The organism is Streptococcus sp. HMSC066F01 (assembly GCF_001837335.1).
GTDB lineage: Bacteria > Bacillota > Bacilli > Lactobacillales > Streptococcaceae > Streptococcus > Streptococcus oralis_S.
This window is the reverse complement of sequence record NZ_KV832118.1, coordinates 296,372-311,760: the sequence shown is the minus strand read 5'-3', so window position 1 is coordinate 311,760 and position 15,389 is coordinate 296,372. Positions and strand designations below refer to the sequence as shown.

General features: G+C 41.9%; 17 protein-coding genes and 1 riboswitch. Of the genes, 4 read left to right on the top strand and 13 right to left on the bottom strand.

The window, feature by feature from the left end; all coding sequences use genetic code 11:
• The first annotated feature begins 13 nt into the window (after positions 1-13).
• Both HMPREF2655_RS05810 and HMPREF2655_RS05805 read left to right on the top strand, forming a co-directional pair.
• Positions 14-535, top strand: coding sequence for a DUF1697 domain-containing protein (locus HMPREF2655_RS05810; RefSeq protein WP_070535529.1), 522 nt, complete (start codon positions 14-16; stop codon positions 533-535).
• A 28-nt stretch (positions 536-563) separates the two neighbouring features.
• Complete coding sequence (locus HMPREF2655_RS05805; RefSeq protein ID WP_070838097.1) at positions 564-1,019, top strand: 8-oxo-dGTP diphosphatase; 456 nt, start codon at positions 564-566, stop codon at positions 1,017-1,019.
• A gap of 28 nt (positions 1,020-1,047) precedes the next feature.
• Here the strand turns inward: HMPREF2655_RS05805 and HMPREF2655_RS05800 are convergent, their stop codons facing one another.
• Entirely contained in the window at positions 1,048-1,788 is a 741-nt protein-coding gene (locus tag HMPREF2655_RS05800) for a MerR family transcriptional regulator (protein ID WP_070838095.1), read from the bottom strand.
• Between the two features lie 446 nt (positions 1,789-2,234).
• On the opposite strand from HMPREF2655_RS05800, the gene HMPREF2655_RS05795 reads away from it, so the two are divergent.
• Positions 2,235-3,575 (top strand): sodium-dependent transporter, encoded by a 1,341-nt coding sequence (locus tag HMPREF2655_RS05795; protein ID WP_070838093.1) that lies wholly within the window; start codon positions 2,235-2,237, stop codon positions 3,573-3,575.
• Positions 3,576-3,616: 41 nt separating this feature from the next.
• On the opposite strand, the gene manA is transcribed toward HMPREF2655_RS05795, so the two are convergent.
• From manA to HMPREF2655_RS05760, 7 genes are all read right to left on the bottom strand, one after another.
• Positions 3,617-4,561, bottom strand: a complete 945-nt coding sequence (gene manA, locus HMPREF2655_RS05790; RefSeq protein ID WP_070838091.1) for a mannose-6-phosphate isomerase, class I — start codon at positions 4,559-4,561, stop codon at positions 3,617-3,619.
• 255 nt (positions 4,562-4,816) lie between these two features.
• The gene (locus HMPREF2655_RS05785) at positions 4,817-5,077 is read right to left on the bottom strand and encodes a SemiSWEET family transporter (RefSeq protein ID WP_070838089.1); all 261 of its coding nucleotides are present in this window, start codon (positions 5,075-5,077) and stop codon (positions 4,817-4,819) included.
• A 217-nt stretch (positions 5,078-5,294) separates the two neighbouring features.
• Positions 5,295-5,642, bottom strand: a complete 348-nt coding sequence (locus HMPREF2655_RS05780) for a VOC family protein (protein ID WP_070838086.1) — start codon at positions 5,640-5,642, stop codon at positions 5,295-5,297.
• 110 nt (positions 5,643-5,752) lie between these two features.
• Positions 5,753-7,528 carry a pyruvate oxidase gene (gene spxB / locus HMPREF2655_RS05775; protein WP_045617460.1) on the bottom strand — a complete coding sequence of 592 codons (1,776 nt, stop codon included), beginning with the start codon at positions 7,526-7,528 and terminating at the stop codon, positions 5,753-5,755.
• A gap of 318 nt (positions 7,529-7,846) precedes the next feature.
• Positions 7,847-10,090: a heavy metal translocating P-type ATPase gene (locus HMPREF2655_RS05770; RefSeq protein ID WP_007520385.1), complete on the bottom strand. Its 2,244-nt coding sequence runs from the start codon at positions 10,088-10,090 to the stop codon at positions 7,847-7,849.
• Between the two features lie 9 nt (positions 10,091-10,099).
• Positions 10,100-10,471, bottom strand: coding sequence for a cupredoxin domain-containing protein (locus HMPREF2655_RS05765; protein WP_007520387.1), 372 nt, complete (start codon positions 10,469-10,471; stop codon positions 10,100-10,102).
• A 10-nt stretch (positions 10,472-10,481) separates the two neighbouring features.
• On the bottom strand, positions 10,482-10,877 hold the full coding sequence (locus HMPREF2655_RS05760; RefSeq protein WP_070838084.1) for a CopY/TcrY family copper transport repressor: 396 nt from the start codon (positions 10,875-10,877) through the stop codon (positions 10,482-10,484).
• Positions 10,878-11,059: 182 nt separating this feature from the next.
• A riboswitch (TPP riboswitch) is annotated at positions 11,060-11,158 on the top strand.
• An 84-nt stretch (positions 11,159-11,242) separates the two neighbouring features.
• Between HMPREF2655_RS05760 and thiD the strand changes: the two genes are divergently transcribed.
• Positions 11,243-12,034 carry a bifunctional hydroxymethylpyrimidine kinase/phosphomethylpyrimidine kinase gene (gene thiD / locus HMPREF2655_RS05755; RefSeq protein WP_070838081.1) on the top strand — a complete coding sequence of 264 codons (792 nt, stop codon included), beginning with the start codon at positions 11,243-11,245 and terminating at the stop codon, positions 12,032-12,034.
• Positions 12,035-12,079: 45 nt separating this feature from the next.
• On the opposite strand, the gene thiE is transcribed toward thiD, so the two are convergent.
• Genes thiE through HMPREF2655_RS05730 form a run of 5 tightly spaced genes read right to left on the bottom strand, consistent with a single transcriptional unit; the run spans position 12,080 to position 15,389 of the window.
• Positions 12,080-12,712, bottom strand: a complete 633-nt coding sequence (thiE, locus tag HMPREF2655_RS05750; protein ID WP_065371678.1) for a thiamine phosphate synthase — start codon at positions 12,710-12,712, stop codon at positions 12,080-12,082.
• Entirely contained in the window at positions 12,705-13,508 is an 804-nt protein-coding gene (locus tag HMPREF2655_RS05745; RefSeq protein WP_065371951.1) for a hydroxyethylthiazole kinase, read from the bottom strand. The genes thiE and HMPREF2655_RS05745 overlap by 8 nt, the downstream gene beginning before the upstream one ends.
• Positions 13,508-14,032 carry an energy coupling factor transporter S component ThiW gene (gene thiW / locus HMPREF2655_RS05740; protein WP_033584924.1) on the bottom strand — a complete coding sequence of 175 codons (525 nt, stop codon included), beginning with the start codon at positions 14,030-14,032 and terminating at the stop codon, positions 13,508-13,510. Before thiW ends, HMPREF2655_RS05745 begins: the two co-directional genes overlap by 1 nt.
• A gap of 3 nt (positions 14,033-14,035) precedes the next feature.
• The gene (tenA, locus tag HMPREF2655_RS05735; protein WP_065371677.1) at positions 14,036-14,728 is read right to left on the bottom strand and encodes a thiaminase II; all 693 of its coding nucleotides are present in this window, start codon (positions 14,726-14,728) and stop codon (positions 14,036-14,038) included.
• 10 nt (positions 14,729-14,738) lie between these two features.
• Positions 14,739-15,389, bottom strand: coding sequence for an energy-coupling factor transporter transmembrane component T (locus HMPREF2655_RS05730; RefSeq protein WP_065371676.1), 651 nt, complete (start codon positions 15,387-15,389; stop codon positions 14,739-14,741).

Here is a 15,389-nt window from a genome sequence, read left to right as displayed (position 1 = left end):
GAAAGGAAGTCCTTTGGAACATATTATTTTACTAAGAGGTGTTACTCCTAATGGAAAGAATGCTATCCCGAAAATGTCTTATTTGGTAGATATTCTGACAGAAGCTGGTTTTCAACACGTTCGAACCTATATTCAAAGTGGGAATATCATTCTTGAAAGTGACTTAGATTTAGAAGAAATACGAGAACGCGTTCATACTCTGATAAAGGAAAAAATTGGGGCCGACTTAAAAATGGTTATCAAGAATAAGAACGATTTTGAAAAGATTGTTCATGAGAATCCATTTAGAGAAGACTATCTTTACGATCGTATACATGTGATTTTTTATCAGGGATTTATCCAAAGTCTGCCAGTAGAAAAATTGAAAGCTGACTACGGTGAAGAAGAAATTTGTGTAGGTGATCACTGTCTCTACCTCTATCTCCCTAGAACTGCAAAACAAAAAAAGCTCAATACCAACTATCTTGAAAAATTGTTTGGCCTGGATCTGACCATGCGAAAGTTAAACGTAGTGGAAAAGTTACTAACAAAATAGGAGAACAAGATGAATAGAAGAGAAACAGATGAATAGAAGAGAAACAGTCGAATTTGTCAATATGTGTATGATTCAAAACGGGGATAAGGTCCTGGTCCAAGACCGAGTTAGTCCCGACTGGCCTGGCATTACTTTTCCTGGTGGTCATGTTGAACGTGGCGAATCCTTTGTCGATGCTGTCATTCGTGAAGTGAAAGAAGAAACTGATCTGACCATTTCCAAACCCCAACTCTGTGGTATCAAAAACTGGTACGATGACAAGAATTTTCGTTATGTCGTCCTCTTTTACAAGACAGAACACTTTGCTGGTGAACTCCAGTCTTCAGACGAAGGGAAAGTTTGGTGGGAGGATTTTGACAATCTATCTCATCTAAAACTTGCTACTGATGATATGTCTGATATGCTTCGTGTTTTTTTAGAAGAGGATCTCAGTGAATTCTTTTACTACAAAGACGGTGACGACTGGCTTTATGACTTGAAGTAAAAAATAGGCTAGGAAATTCCTAGCCTATTTATTCTGCATTTGTCTGAACGTAAGCAGCAATAACATCTGATGTGTATTGAGCTGTACCAGGTCCAAACTTGTCAATGTTTTCCTTAAACTCTGGGTTGTAGACGTAGCCTTTGCCGATATGACCGAATACCTCAATAGAGCAGTCAAATCCATAAGTACGAATAGCTTGCAAGAGTTTAGCTGCTTGCTCTTGGTTTTCAGCTGCTGTTACAGGCAGACCAGCTTGAAGGTTTTGTGCCAAGGCTTGAAAAACTTGGTTGAAAGCGGCTGTGGACTCGTCTTCGCGACCTTTTTGGCGTTCAAGCGCTTGGCCCATGACTTCCTGTCCATACTTCTCTACCGCCTCTTGGTGATATTTTTGATTGTCTTGATAGCTAAATCCAGTGAATTTTTCCTCAATCGTCATTTTTCTTTCTCCTTTTTGTTCTTGAATGGTTTTTTGCAAGGTGGAAATCAAGGTATCCAGGTGTTGCCTTTCTCGAGTTAGATAATCCAACTGCCTAGTCAAATGGGGCAATAAATCTGTCCTTTCTTCCTTTAACAGCTCTGCTATTTTTTCTAAAGAAAAACCTAGATATTTGTAATACAGAATAACCTGAAGACGTTCCAAATCCTCCTGACTGTAGGTTCGATAGCCGTTTTCCGACTTTAAGGGAACCAAGAGCCCTATCTTATCGTAGTGGTGCAGGGTCTTAACAGAGACACCTGAAAGCTGAGCAGCTTCTTTTATATGGTACATGATTTCCTCCTTATACTCAATGAAAATCAAAGAGCAAACTAGGAAGCTAGCCGCAGGCTGCTCAAAACACTGTTTTGAGGTTGTAGATAAGACTGACGAAGTCAGCTCAAAACACTGTTTTGAGGTTGCAGATAGAACTGACGAAGTCAGTAACCATACCTACGGTAAGGCGACGCTGACGTAGTTTGAAGAGATTTTCGAAGAGTATTACATTGATAGTATAACCCCTCCCCTTAGGTCAGAATCAAGTGTTTTTGCGAAATTTTTAACTTTTTGAGAAAGGTGTGAAAACTTGAAAATGGTTTTCTTGACAGACATTAGAAAACATGATAGGATAGTCAAGTCTATCAATCAAACAGAAAGCTCATAAAGAGCCATTGTGAGAAGGCTATTTGACAACTCAAGTAGCCTTTTCTTATTTTAAAAAAGGAGATTGGAGTTTAACTATGTCAGAAAAATCGCAATGGGGCTCGAAACTAGGCTTTATCCTAGCATCTGCTGGCTCAGCCATCGGGCTTGGTGCCGTTTGGAAGTTTCCCTACATGACTGCTGCCAACGGTGGGGGAGGCTTTTTACTGGTCTTTCTCATTTCTACTATTTTAATCGGTTTTCCGCTCTTGCTTGCTGAGTTTGCTCTTGGTCGTAGTGCTGGCGTTTCTGCTATCAAAACCTTTGGAAAACTTGGCAACAATAGCAAATACAATTTTATCGGTTGGATTGGTGCCTTTGCCCTCTTCATCCTTCTCTCTTTCTATAGTGTTATAGGGGGATGGATTTTAGTCTATCTAGGCATTGAGTTTGGGAAATTGTTCCAACTTGGTGGAACGGGTGATTATGCTCAGTTATTCACTTCAATCATTTCAAATCCAGCCATTGCCCTAGGGGCTCAAGCCGCCTTTATCTTGTTGAATATCTTTATTGTATCACGTGGGGTTCAAAAAGGGATTGAAAGAGCCTCAAAAGTTATGATGCCTCTGCTCTTTATCATTTTTGTCATTATCATTGGGCGCTCTCTCAGTTTGCCAAATGCCATGGAAGGTGTTCTCTACTTTCTCAAACCAGACTTCTCAAAACTGACCAGTACTGGCTTCCTTTATGCCCTAGGCCAATCTTTCTTTGCCCTTTCACTAGGGGTCACAGCCATGCTGACCTATGCTTCTTACTTGGACAAGAAAACCAATCTGTTCCAATCAGGGCTTTCCATTGTAGCCATGAACATCTCAGTATCCATCATGGCAGGTCTAGCCATTTTCCCTGCCATGTCAGCCTTCAACATCCAGTCCGAAGGGGGACCTAGCTTGCTCTTTATCGTCTTGCCCCAACTCTTTGACAAGATGCCCTTTGGAACCATTTTTTACATCCTTTTCCTCTTGCTCTTCCTCTTTGCGACGGTCACTTCTTCTGTCGTGATGCTGGAAATCAATGTGGGCAATATCACCAATCAGGACAACAGCAAGCGGGCTAAGTGGAGTGCCATTTTAGGAATTTTGACCTTTGTCTTTGGAATTCCTTCAGCCCTATCTTACGGTGTCATGGCGGATGTTCACATCTTTGGGAAGACCTTCTTTGACGCTATGGATTTCTTGGTTTCCAATCTCCTAATGCCCTTTGGCGCTCTCTGCCTTTCTCTCTTTACTGGCTACATCTTCAAAAAGGCTCTTGCCATGGAGGAACTCCATCTTGATGAAAGAACATGGGAACAAGGACTTTTCCAAGTTTGGCTTTTCCTTCTTCGTTTCATCATTCCAATTATCATCATCGTGGTCTTTATCGCCCAATTTATGTAATCAAAAAGGACTTGAGTAGTGAACTCAGGCCCTTTCTTTTTTTATGGATGACTAACAATCAATTCCAAACCTTGTCCCTCTATCGTCCAAGCTTCAACATCACTTGGTAGGATAAAGTGGCTGCCTTTTTGGATTGGATAGTTTTTTCCGTCAACAGTCAGTTGACCTTGACCAGCCAAGACACTCAACAAGCTGTAGTCAGCTGTCTTTTCGAAGTCAACTTTTCCAGTAATTTCCCACTTGTAAACTGCGAAGAAATCATTGGATACAAGGAGAGTTGAACGCAAATCATCAGCTTTGACTGTTACAGGACGGCTATTTGCTGGTTCACCAATGTTTAAAACATCAATGGATTTTTCAAGGTGAAGTTCACGCAAGTTGCCATTATCGTCCTTGCGGTCAAAGTCATAGACGCGATAGGTGGTATCGCTAGACTGTTGCGTTTCAAGAATCAATATGCCTGCCCCGATAGCATGCATGGTCCCACTTGGTACATAGAAGAAATCACCAGCCTTGACAGGGACTTTTGTTAATAGACTATCCCAGTCTTTAGCTTCGATTTGCTGGCGAAGTTCTTCTTTTGATTTGGCATTATGACCATAGATAATCTCTGATCCTTCATCCGCTGCGATGATATACCAGCATTCTGTTTTTCCAAGTTCGCCTTCATGCTCTAGTCCATAGGCATCGTCTGGGTGAACTTGAACACTGAGCCAGTCATTGGCATCGAGAATCTTAGTCAAAAGCGGAAATACAGGTTCTGGACGGTTGCCAAACAATTCGTGGTGTTCCGCATACAAAGTTGCTAGGTCTGTTCCCTCGTAGCGACCATTGGCTACCTTAGAAACTCCATTTGGATGAGCTGAGATAGCCCAGTATTCTCCGATTTTTTCACTTGGAATGTCGTAACCAAACTCATCACGTAGCTTGGTACCACCCCAAATTTTTTCTTGCATAACTGATTGTAAAAATAATGGTTCTGACATCTTATTCTCCTGTCTGTTTTTCTCACTTCATTATAGCAAAAAGCCAGGTCTAATTGAACTCTTTTTTACATCTTATAAAGTAGAGAGAAGATTTTATAAAAATAGTAACGAAATAATCTTTTACTTTATGGAGGAACCTCTAAGCAGCACTCAGATAGCTCGCTGTCAACGGCTGTTTTCCTCAACTCTCATTAGACTTCCTTTACTTGAGAATCTATTTTTATGTACAAAAAAAGACTGAAACTAGTCTTTTTTTTAAATCACAGCTGTGATAGCCGTTACTAGGCCAAAAACGATACCCGGTGCATTAGCAGCCGCAAGGGGAATATCTCTTTCTTTTTTGAAAAGACCGTAGTAAACCCATAGACTACAGTTGATGGCTGCGACTAAGGGTTGGATGAAGTTTCCTTTTTGACCAGCCAGGTTGTTCATAATTTGTGGGAAGTAAGACACGTACATCATAACAGACATGAAGGTCGCTACCCAACCCAAAATTTTCATTTGTTTTTCAGACATTTTCAAAACCTCTTTCATTTTTATGAATCATATTTTATAATCTTTCTTCAAAACAATCAAGACTTTGAAGCTTTTGTTATGAAGATGTAAACTATCACAATCTTGTGATAAGAAAGAGGAAACAGAAAAAGACCGGATTGCTCCGATCTTTTAATAATTCACATTCTCAATTTCTGTTTTAAAAATAGCTAAGGTTAACGTCAAATGACTACGCGCCCTATTTCATACGATAAAAATCAATCACTAAACCAGCAGGGCCTTTAACTAGTAGCGATTCCGTTCCCCAATCCGTTTCAGAAGGACCGTGTAAAATCTCGGCACCAAGATCTTTCAACCGTTGGTAGTTCTGCTCTACATCCTCAACCTCGATGTGAAGAATGATTCCTGACTGAAAGTTTTCCAAAGAAATCAAATGATTTTGGGACAACATGAGACAGTGACTGCCAATCGTAAACTGAGCAAAACTGTCATCAACATAATCGGACTTTTTATCCAAAATACGCTCCAAGTCGGCACAGACTTGAGGAACATTTGAAACGATGATATCTAATTGATTTAAATTCATTTACTATCCTCCAGAAAAAGACCGGATTGCTCCGATCTTTTCAAGTTCTGCTCTAAGAAAATCAAAGAATAAAATCTACAAAGTTTACCTTTGATTTTCGATGAGAGAAATTATTTGATTGCGCGTGATTGCAATCCTTCTTCTTCCAAGAAGAGGCGGAATGGTACGAGTTCTTCTGCTTCGTATTTTTCCTTGAAGGCTTTGATTGCTTCTTCTGAGTGAAGTTTTGGATCCAATTCAAGTACTTCTACTGGAAGTGGACGGTGTTGCGTGATGCGAGCATCGATAACAACAGTTTTACCTTCTTTGTTGAGTTTCACAGCTTCTGCAACAACTGCGTCGATGTCTTCGATACGATCAACTGTAAATCCAACAGCACCTTGTGCTTCAGCAATTTTTGCGTAGTCAGCGTTTGTGAAGTCACAACCAAACAAGTGTTTATTTGTGTCTTCGTATTTGTCCTTGATGAAGGCATATTTACCATTTGAGAAGACAACGTTGATAACTGGAAGGTCGTATTGAACGTTTGTGATCACGTCTGGGTAGCACATGTTGAATGCACCGTCACCCATGATGTTCCATACTTGGCGATCAGGATTGTCTTTCTTAGCAGCGATACCACCAGGAAGGGCAATACCCATTGTCGCAAAGAGTGGAGATGTACGCCACATGTTCTTAGGTGTCATGTGAAGGTGACGAGTAGATGTTTGAGTAGTGTCACCTACGTCGATTGAGTAGATAGCGTCTTGGTCAGCATGTTTGTTGATTGCATTGTAAACTTGATACAATTGCAATTCACCCTCAGTTTTACCTTCGAGTTTGTTCATGTAATCACGCCAGTTTTGGTTGTTCTTAACGTTTGCACGCCACCATGGAGTAGATTCTACTGGGTTTACTTTGTCAAGGATTGCTTTCGCTGCTTGACCTGCATCACCAAGGATAGAAGCGTCAAGGGCATGACGTTTACCAAGTTTGTAAGGGTCGATATCGACTTGGATGAATTTTTCAGTGTTCTTGAAGGCTTCGTAAACTTCAGCAAATGGGAAGTTTGAACCAAGGAAAAGAACTGTGTCTGCTTCAAAGACCACTTCGTTGGCTGGTTTCCAACCAACACGGTAAGCAGAACCTGTCAAACCTTCGTAGTTCCATTCAAAAGCTTCAAAGTTTTTACCAGTTGTGATGATTGGTGCTTTGATTTTACGTGACAATTCAGTAATGACTTCACCAGCTTTAACACCACCGTAACCAGCGTAGATAACTGGACGTTCAGCATTGTTCAAGATTTCAACTGCTTTGTCAATTTCAACTTCGTTCAAAGCAGGAGCGATGAATGAACGTTCGTATGAACCTGAACCATAGTATGAGTTTTCATCGATTTCTTGGAAACCGAAGTTTACTGGAATTTCAACAACAGCTGGACCTTTTTTAGAAACTGCAGCACGGCAAGCTTCGTCAATTACTTTTGGCAATTGCTCAGCGTAAGCGACACGTTTGTTGTAAACAGCGATACCGTTGTACATTGGGTTTTGGTTCAATTCTTGGAAGGCATCCATGTTGAGTTCGTTAACTGGACGTGATCCAAGGATAGCAAGAAATGGAGTGTTATCCATAGCTGCATCGTAAACACCGTTAATCAAGTGAGTCGCACCTGGACCACCTGAACCAACTGCAACCCCGATTGAGCCGCCAAATTTAGCTTGCATGACTGCTGCAAGAGCACCTGTTTCTTCGTGACGAACTTGCAAGAAGCGGATATCTTTGTCTTCAGCCAAAGCGTCCATCAATGAGCTGAGTGTTCCTGATGGGATACCGTAGATTGTGTCTACGCCCCATGTTTTCAATACATTAAGCATTGCTGCAGATGCAGTAATTTTCCCTTGAGTCATAATGATAACTCTCCTTCAATTATTTTTAAAACTTGATTCATCCGTTTTCATATATTATTTGGAAACGTTTCAGCAAATTTTTACTCTACTACTTTACCACATTTGTTTTGGGTCTCCTAAGAATGTGCTCAGAAATTTTTATTATCTATTACAGTACAGTTTGAAAACGTTTTTAGTTTCTGTTTTATAATAATACTCAATGAAAATCAAAGGGCAAACTAGGAAGCTAGCAGCAGGCTGTACTTGAGTACGGCAAGGCGACGCTGACGTGGTTTGAATTTGATTTTCGAAGAGTATAAAAAGCGAGCAAGCTCGCTTTTAGTCTATTTTACTAAAGTTTAGTAAGAGTGAACTGGTCAGAACAGATACAGAACTAAAGGCCATGGCTAGACCTGCCAGTTCTGGATTTAGGGCCAGTCCAACACCTGAAAAGACTCCTGCCGCTATCGGAATTCCGACGACATTGTAGATAAAGGCCCAGAAAAGATTGAGCAGAATACGATTAAAGGTTTTCTTACTCATATCAAAAGCACGAACCACTCCTAGGAGGTTATTGGTTGTTAACACCAAATCTGCTGACTCGATGGCGATATCGGTTCCAGCACCCATGGCAATTCCCACATCTGCTACACTGAGGGCTGGCGCATCATTAATACCATCCCCAACAAAGGCTACTTTGCCAGCCTCTTGTAGTTTATGGATTTCATGGGCTTTTTCTTCTGGCAAGACACCAGCAATGACCTCTTCAATGCCGATCTGATCGGCAATGGCACGCGCCACACCTGCATTGTCTCCTGTCAGCATGACTGTTTTAAGACCACGTTTTTTCAACTGACTGATGGCCAGCTTGGCATTTCCCTTGGGAATGTCTTGCAAAGCAAGCAAACCTTTGATTTCATTGTCCACAGCCAAGAAAACAACTGTCTTAGCTTCTTTTTCTAGTTCTTCTAGTTTTTCTTGATAAGCGCTAGAAATATCCATACTATCCAGCATTTTAGCATTTCCAAGCAGAACTTGTTTTCCAGCTATTTGCCCTGAAACACCTTTTCCATGCAAGGCTTGGAAATTTTCAACAGTTTGAAACTCAAGTCCAGCTTCACTCGCTCGCTTGACAATAGCCTCAGCCAGTGGATGTTGGGAAGCTTCTTCTAAAGAGGCAGCTAAGCCGAGCACTTCTGTCTCATCGCCAATGATATCAGTGACCACTGGTTTTCCTTCCGTCAAAGTCCCTGTCTTGTCAAACACAATAGTTTGGACTTTCTGAATTTCCTGTAAGACTGTTCCATTTTTGAGAAGAACCCCCATTTTGGCACTGCGTCCTGTCCCTACCATAAGAGCTGTCGGTGTTGCAAGACCCAAGGCACAAGGGCAGGCAATAATCAAAACCGCAACTCCATAGAGAAGAGAAGACACAAAGCTAGCTCCAAGCACGACTACACTATCCCTGAGCAAGACGAACCAAACCCAAAAGGTCACGATTCCTAAAATGACAACTGCTGGGACAAAAATCCCTGAAATCTTATCTGTCAAGTCCTGAATCGGCGCACGACTAGTTTGAGCTTTCTTCACAAAGTCTACAATCTGAGCCAAAACAGTCTCTGAGCCAACCTTTTCTGCCCTAAAAACAAGGGTTCCACTATTATTGATGGTTGAGCCAATGACGGTATCTCCAACTGTTTTGTCTACCGGCAAGCTCTCACCTGTCACCATGGATTCATCTATGCTGGACACACCTTCCACTACGACACCATCAACTGCAATCTTTTCACCGGGCCGCACTCGAATCAGGTCGCCTACCTTGACTTGGTCCAAGGGAACTTGAACATAGCTATCATCACGCAAGACTTCTGCTGTTTTAGCCTGCAAGTCTAGTAGTTTCTCCACAGCTTGTGAAGTATTTTTCCGCATTTTCTCTTCAAAAACTGCTCCCAAAAGAACGAAGAAGAGGATAAATCCAGCACTTTCAAAGTAGACAGGGAGCCCAGCGAAGAGGGCAACTAGACTATAGAGATAAGCCACTAGAGTTCCCAAAGCAACCAAGGTATCCATATTGGCATTGTGTTTTTTAAAGCTGGCCCAAGCGCTTTGGATATAAGGACCACCTGCTACTAACATAATAGGCGTTGTGGCTAGAAAGGTTCCCCAATGCATGACTTGGTGACTAATGCTGCCTGTCAACATCCCAATCATGAGAATCACAAGAGGCACAGTAAAGATACTGGTAATCCAAAAACGTTGCAAAAGTGACAAAGATTTTCGAGTCTTCTCAACGACGGTATAGCTTCCCTTTTGCATCTTCATTCCACATGAGAATTCATGTTTCCCCAACTCTTGAGGTGTAAAACGAATGACCTTTTCCTCGTCTACTCCGATTGGTTCTAGAATCCCTTCTTCTTCGAAAAGAATTTCTTTATAACAGTTTGAAGGGGTTGCACGATGAAAGGTAATCTCAGCGGGAATCCCTTTTTGGAGCTGGATATGGGCTGGGTGATAGCCTTTTTCAGCTGTGATACGGATTTTTTGAATGCCATTTTCTAGGCTGGCTTTCACAATTTCTGTCATAGTTTCCTCCTACTCTATAATCATCTTGCCGTGCATCATGTTCATACCACAAGCAAATCCAAACTCTCCAGCCTGCTCAGGCGTGATTTCCACTACATACTCTTCCCCCATAGGCAGGTCCGCATGTACTCCAAAATCTGGAAAAACAATTTGATCCAGACAGGGTGAAGGATCCTTACGATCAAAGATAATACGAGCTGGCACTGATTTCTTGAGGATAATCAAGTCAGGCGTATAACCTCCCTTGACTTCCACTCGAATCTCTTGGTAGCCCTTTTTTTGCTGGGCCTTTTGTCCAGATTTTTCAGGCTTTTTGAAAAACCAAAACAAGATAAACACAATAAGGGCAATACAAACAATGGTTACAATACTATTTAACATGACGTCTCCTTTACATACAATTACATTTTACTTCCGCAACTGCGCTAGCTTTTTTCTTAGAAATTACAGCTTCCAAATCTGCCAAATCCGCCTGAGTGAAGTCACATTCGACAATCAAGTCAGCCAACAAGTTCTTCATCCTACGAGAGCAAACCTTGTCTTTGATATCTCGGACAAGCAAGTTTCGACTTTGGTCCAAAGTTAAAAGGGCTGAATAGACAAAGAACTTGCCTTCTTTTTTCCTTGTCAGACACTCTTTCTCAACCAAACGAGCCAAAAGAGTTTGAATGGTCGACTTGGACCAGTCGAACCGCTCTGCCAGAACCCTGATCAAATCGCTACTGGTCTGCTCTCCTTGCATCCAAATAATCTTCATGACCTGCCATTCTGCATCTGAAATCTGCATAATCACACCTCCTAAATCTACATTTGTCGATTACAGTTATTAGTATACTCCTAAAATCTACATTTGTCAACTATAATTTTATTATTTTTTCGAAAAATAGAATTCTAATCATGTAACGAGAGATTTGCAGTCAAATTTTACTATATAAACTATAAAAATATGCTATACTGAAGAAAAAAGAAAACAACCACTAGGGGTGCGTAAAGCTGAGATTAACGACTGTTAGATCCCTTTGACTCAATCTAGGTAATGCTAGCTGATGGAAGTGGAAATGATAATGAGGACTAGCTAGTCTTCTATTGCTTTCCTCAAACAGACTAGCTTGTTCTTGAGAATACAAACTTCAGTTGGTTGGGAGGTTTTAGATGACTTATTTACCCGTTGCTCTAACCATTGCTGGGACAGACCCTAGTGGCGGTGCTGGTATTATGGCTGATTTGAAGTCATTCCAAGCTAGAGATGTCTATGGAATGGCCGTTGTGACCAGCCTTGTCGCTCAAAATACCAGAGGCGTTCAATTAATCGAGCACGTCTCCAACCAAATGCTGGAAGCTCAATTGGAAAGCGTCTTTTCGGATATCAAGCCTCAGGCTGTAAAAACTGGTATGCTGGCAACTACTGAAATCATGGAGATTATCCAACCCTATCTTAAAAAGCTGGACTGCCCCTACGTGCTTGACCCTGTCATGGTCGCAACAAGCGGTGATACCCTGATAGATACTAGTGCGAGAATCTTCCTAAAAACAAACCTGCTTCCCCTTGCGACTATTATTACACCCAATCTTCCTGAGGCAGAAGAAATTGTTGGTTTTTCGATTCATGATCCAGAAGACATGCAACGTGCTGGTCGCCTGATTTTAAAAGAATTTGGTCCTCAGTCCGTTGTTATCAAAGGTGGCCATCTTGAAGGTGGTGCCAAGGATTTCCTCTTTACCAAGGAGGAGCAATTTGTCTGGGAAAGTCCAAGAATTCAAACCTGTCACACCCATGGTACCGGATGTACTTTTGCTGCTGTGATTACGGCTGAACTAGCCAAGGGCAGAAGCCTTTACCAGTCAGTTGATAAGGCCAAGGCCTTTATCACGAAAGCCATCCAAGATGCTCCTCAACTCGGACATGGTTCTGGCCCAGTCAACCATACAACTTTTAAAGATTAAGAAAAACTCTCTAGTTCCTGCTATAAGGAATTAGAGAGTTTTTGATTAGGAAATCATGTCATCCAGCTTTGTTAAAAAGACTTGCGTTTTTGCTTCAATATCTTCTGCCTGCATCAGATCACGTACGACAGCTACACCAGCTATGCCCGTGCCGATAAGTTGGTCAATATTCTCTGACGTCAAGCCTCCGATAGCAACTACTGGAATGGCGACCGTTTGGCAAATGGTTTTCAAGGTTGAAATCAGGGTGATGGGTGCATTTTCTTTGGTCGTAGTCGGAAAAATGGCTCCTGTTCCCAAGTAATCCGCACCCGATGTTTCTGCTTCAAGGGCTCTTTTAACTGTTTTAGCAGTGACACCGAGGATTTTGTCAGGACCCAATACTTGGCGGGCAACCGAAACTGGTAGCTCATCGTCGCCAATATGCAGACCTGTAGCATCAACCGCGAGACAAACATCCAAACGATCATCGATAATCAAGGGAACCTGATAGGCATCTGTTATTTCCTTGACTTGTTTTGCCAGTTGATAGTATTGATTGGTGGTGAGATTTTTTTCTCGTAGTTGGATGATGGTAACACCTGAACGGCAGGCCGCCTCGACTTTTTCAAGAAAATTTTCCAAGGAATCTTGGTAGCGATTGGTTACTAGATACAGTTTAAGTACTTTTCTATTCATAAAAGTCTCCTTTGATGGCTTCTAGCCAGTTTTCGTCTCTCTTTAGGAGAGAGAGTTGATTGAGAACTTGGTAACGAAAATCTTCCAATCCCATTCCTTGAACAACTATTCTCTCAGCAGAGATATTGAAATAAGAAACTGCTAGGCACGAAGCTTCAAAGGCAGTCTTTCCTTGGCTGAGAAAAACGGCTGTCAAGGCTCCAACCAAGTCTCCTGTCCCTGTTATCCAGTCCAATTCTGCACAGCCATTTCCCAATATTGCAACCTGATTCTCCGAAACGATGAGATCCTTGGGTCCAGTGACTAGGAACGACATACCAGGATAAAGTTGACACCAGTCTTTCAAGACTTGAAGCAAATCCTCAGTTTCTTGATCTTTAGCACTAGCATCAACTCCCACTCCGTGGTGCTTTAAACCAACAAGACTTCGGATTTCCGACATATTTCCTTTAAGGACCGTGGGCTTGTATTCTAAAAGCTCTCTGACTAGCCCCTTACGAATGGGTGACGCTGCTACACCAACCGCATCTACTACCATTGGAAGAGAAGCTTGGTTTGCATAAGTAGCTGCCATACGGATTGCTTTCTCCTTCTCAGCTGACAAATGCCCCAAATTGATGAAGAGAGCCTGACTTTGCTTAGTAAAATCAAGAACCTCACGAGGATCATCTGCCATGACTGGTTTGCATCCCAGAGCCAAAATGCCATTAGCCAGCATCTCACATGAAATCTCATTGGTAATACAGTGAATCAAGGAACTGGTTGCCAGAGGGAAAGGATTTGTCAATTTCTGCATCATTCTATCCTTTCTCCAAAGAAATATCCCTGCACTTTTTTAAAGAATTCCTGCTTGATCAAAAATCGAAAGGCAAGAAAAGCTATGGCTGTACCAATCAAGGTCGCTCCGAAAAATCGCGGAGTGTAGATAAACCAGCTGAGCTTAGCAGCCGATCCTGTAAAAAGTACCATAACAGGATAGGAAACAATGGATCCGATAATCCCTGTTCCCAAAATTTCTCCTAGGGCAGAGAAGTAAAATTTTCTACCAAACTTATAAAAGAGACCTGCGAGGAGGGCTCCAAAAGTAGCTCCTGTTAGGGCCAAAGGGGGAATGCCCTGAGTAGACATACGGATAAAGGCTGTGACTGTAGCCATGACCAAGGCATAAACAGGCCCCATCAAGATCCCTGCAAGAATGTTGACTACACTGGACATTGGTGCCATTCCTTCAATTCGAAAAATGGGTGTAAGAACTACGTCAAGGGCAATCATCATGGATAAAATGGTTAATTTGTGAACTTGAAGTTGGTGGTTTCTCATTTTCTATTTCTTCTCTTTTTCTAAGGACTGCAAATCACTCGTCCATGTTTGATGTTGGTAAGCCATCTCCCAAAACTTGGCTTCCATGTGGACACTTCGGTGGAAGGCCTCTAGCATTTTTTGTTTGTCCGTCTCATTGCTTTCTCGATAGAGCTGATTGACCAGTGCTTCTTCCTCTTTAATCTGCTGTTCTAATTCATCGGTGATATAGGTTTCAATCCACTGTTGATAAAGAGGATTCGGGGATGGTTTGCGATTAAGTGCCTTGCCCAAATCATGGTATAACCAAGGACATGGGAGCAAACTAGCAAAAGCAATGCCCAAGTTTGGCTCTGCAAACTGTCGATAAATATGCGAAATGTAATGATAACAGGTTGGAGCAATCGGTTGCTCGTCTATTTCCTGGTCGCTGATTCTTAATTCCTTGAAAAATTGTTGGCGGATAAACAATTCACCTTCCACTAGACTCTGGGCATTTTGTTTCAAGAGTCTTTTCATCTCCTCGTTGGAAGTCTTATCAGCCAAGAGGTGATAGGCTTCTGAGAAGGCCTTCAGATAGTAGGCATCCTGAATCAGGTAATAGCGAAAGATGGAAGGTTCTAACGTTCCCTCTTGTAACTGTAATACAAATGGGTGATGAAAGGAAGCCTGCCAAGCTTCCTTGGATAATTCCATCGCAATATCTGTGAATTCCATAATAACTCCTTTATAGAAATAAACTGGTTTGAAGTAGTAAAAAGAAAAGTAGGTAGATCAATGTTGTCCTTTGAGGAATATAAAAGGTCCGATAGCGATTCTCCAACTGTGCATGTTCGTCATATCCGTGCGCAGACAAAGCGATCAGATAAAGATGGCGCCACCTAAAGACTGTCATCAGAACCTTACTGTAAATCAGGGGAGACCAAACATGCAATTTTTGACCACGCAATAAGCAAGCTTCCTTGAGGGACTTGATTTCTTGTTGAATGAGGGGAAAGGCATTGAATACCACAATTAAGGCATAGGCCCAAGACCGTGATAGGCCCTTTTGAGCCAAGTACAAGAGAAGCTCTTTTAAGGAAATACTAGAAACAAAGACAAGACCAATACAAACCGTCACAAAAGCCCTCGTCCCAAGCATGACTGCCTGCGAAGCATCCCCATGTAACTGTACTGCCCAGTAGTTGGCAAAAGATGGTAAGATGGCGAGTACGAGCATCCAAGCCAACATCTTAAATCGACGGTGGTAGAGCATGAAGAGAATGCAAAATGCGACTACTGAAAGATTAAGAGCAATCGAAGGAATGAAAGATGTTTCCAAGGATAAAACTAGAAAGAAGAGACTGATAACCGGTGTCTTAGTTGCTACTTTGATCAT

What these genes read in the sequence shown, in the direction of transcription:
- HMPREF2655_RS05805 (WP_070838097.1), top strand. Translation starts at nt 564, where the DNA reads ATGAATAGAAGAGAAACAGTCGAATTTGTCAATATGTGTATGATTCAA.
- HMPREF2655_RS05800 (WP_070838095.1), bottom strand. Translation starts at nt 1,788, where the DNA reads ATGTACCATATAAAAGAAGCTGCTCAGCTTTCAGGTGTCTCTGTTAAG.
- HMPREF2655_RS05795 (WP_070838093.1), top strand. Translation starts at nt 2,235, where the DNA reads ATGTCAGAAAAATCGCAATGGGGCTCGAAACTAGGCTTTATCCTAGCA.
- manA (WP_070838091.1), bottom strand. Translation starts at nt 4,561, where the DNA reads ATGTCAGAACCATTATTTTTACAATCAGTTATGCAAGAAAAAATTTGG.
- HMPREF2655_RS05785 (WP_070838089.1), bottom strand. Translation starts at nt 5,077, where the DNA reads ATGTCTGAAAAACAAATGAAAATTTTGGGTTGGGTAGCGACCTTCATG.
- HMPREF2655_RS05780 (WP_070838086.1), bottom strand. Translation starts at nt 5,642, where the DNA reads ATGAATTTAAATCAATTAGATATCATCGTTTCAAATGTTCCTCAAGTC.
- spxB (WP_045617460.1), bottom strand. Translation starts at nt 7,528, where the DNA reads ATGACTCAAGGGAAAATTACTGCATCTGCAGCAATGCTTAATGTATTG.
- HMPREF2655_RS05770 (WP_007520385.1), bottom strand. Translation starts at nt 10,090, where the DNA reads ATGACAGAAATTGTGAAAGCCAGCCTAGAAAATGGCATTCAAAAAATC.
- HMPREF2655_RS05765 (WP_007520387.1), bottom strand. Translation starts at nt 10,471, where the DNA reads ATGTTAAATAGTATTGTAACCATTGTTTGTATTGCCCTTATTGTGTTT.
- HMPREF2655_RS05760 (WP_070838084.1), bottom strand. Translation starts at nt 10,877, where the DNA reads ATGCAGATTTCAGATGCAGAATGGCAGGTCATGAAGATTATTTGGATG.
- thiD (WP_070838081.1), top strand. Translation starts at nt 11,243, where the DNA reads ATGACTTATTTACCCGTTGCTCTAACCATTGCTGGGACAGACCCTAGT.
- thiE (WP_065371678.1), bottom strand. Translation starts at nt 12,712, where the DNA reads ATGAATAGAAAAGTACTTAAACTGTATCTAGTAACCAATCGCTACCAA.
- HMPREF2655_RS05745 (WP_065371951.1), bottom strand. Translation starts at nt 13,508, where the DNA reads ATGCAGAAATTGACAAATCCTTTCCCTCTGGCAACCAGTTCCTTGATT.
- thiW (WP_033584924.1), bottom strand. Translation starts at nt 14,032, where the DNA reads ATGAGAAACCACCAACTTCAAGTTCACAAATTAACCATTTTATCCATG.
- tenA (WP_065371677.1), bottom strand. Translation starts at nt 14,728, where the DNA reads ATGGAATTCACAGATATTGCGATGGAATTATCCAAGGAAGCTTGGCAG.
- HMPREF2655_RS05730 (WP_065371676.1), bottom strand. Translation starts at nt 15,389, where the DNA reads ATGATCAAAGTAGCAACTAAGACACCGGTTATCAGTCTCTTCTTTCTA.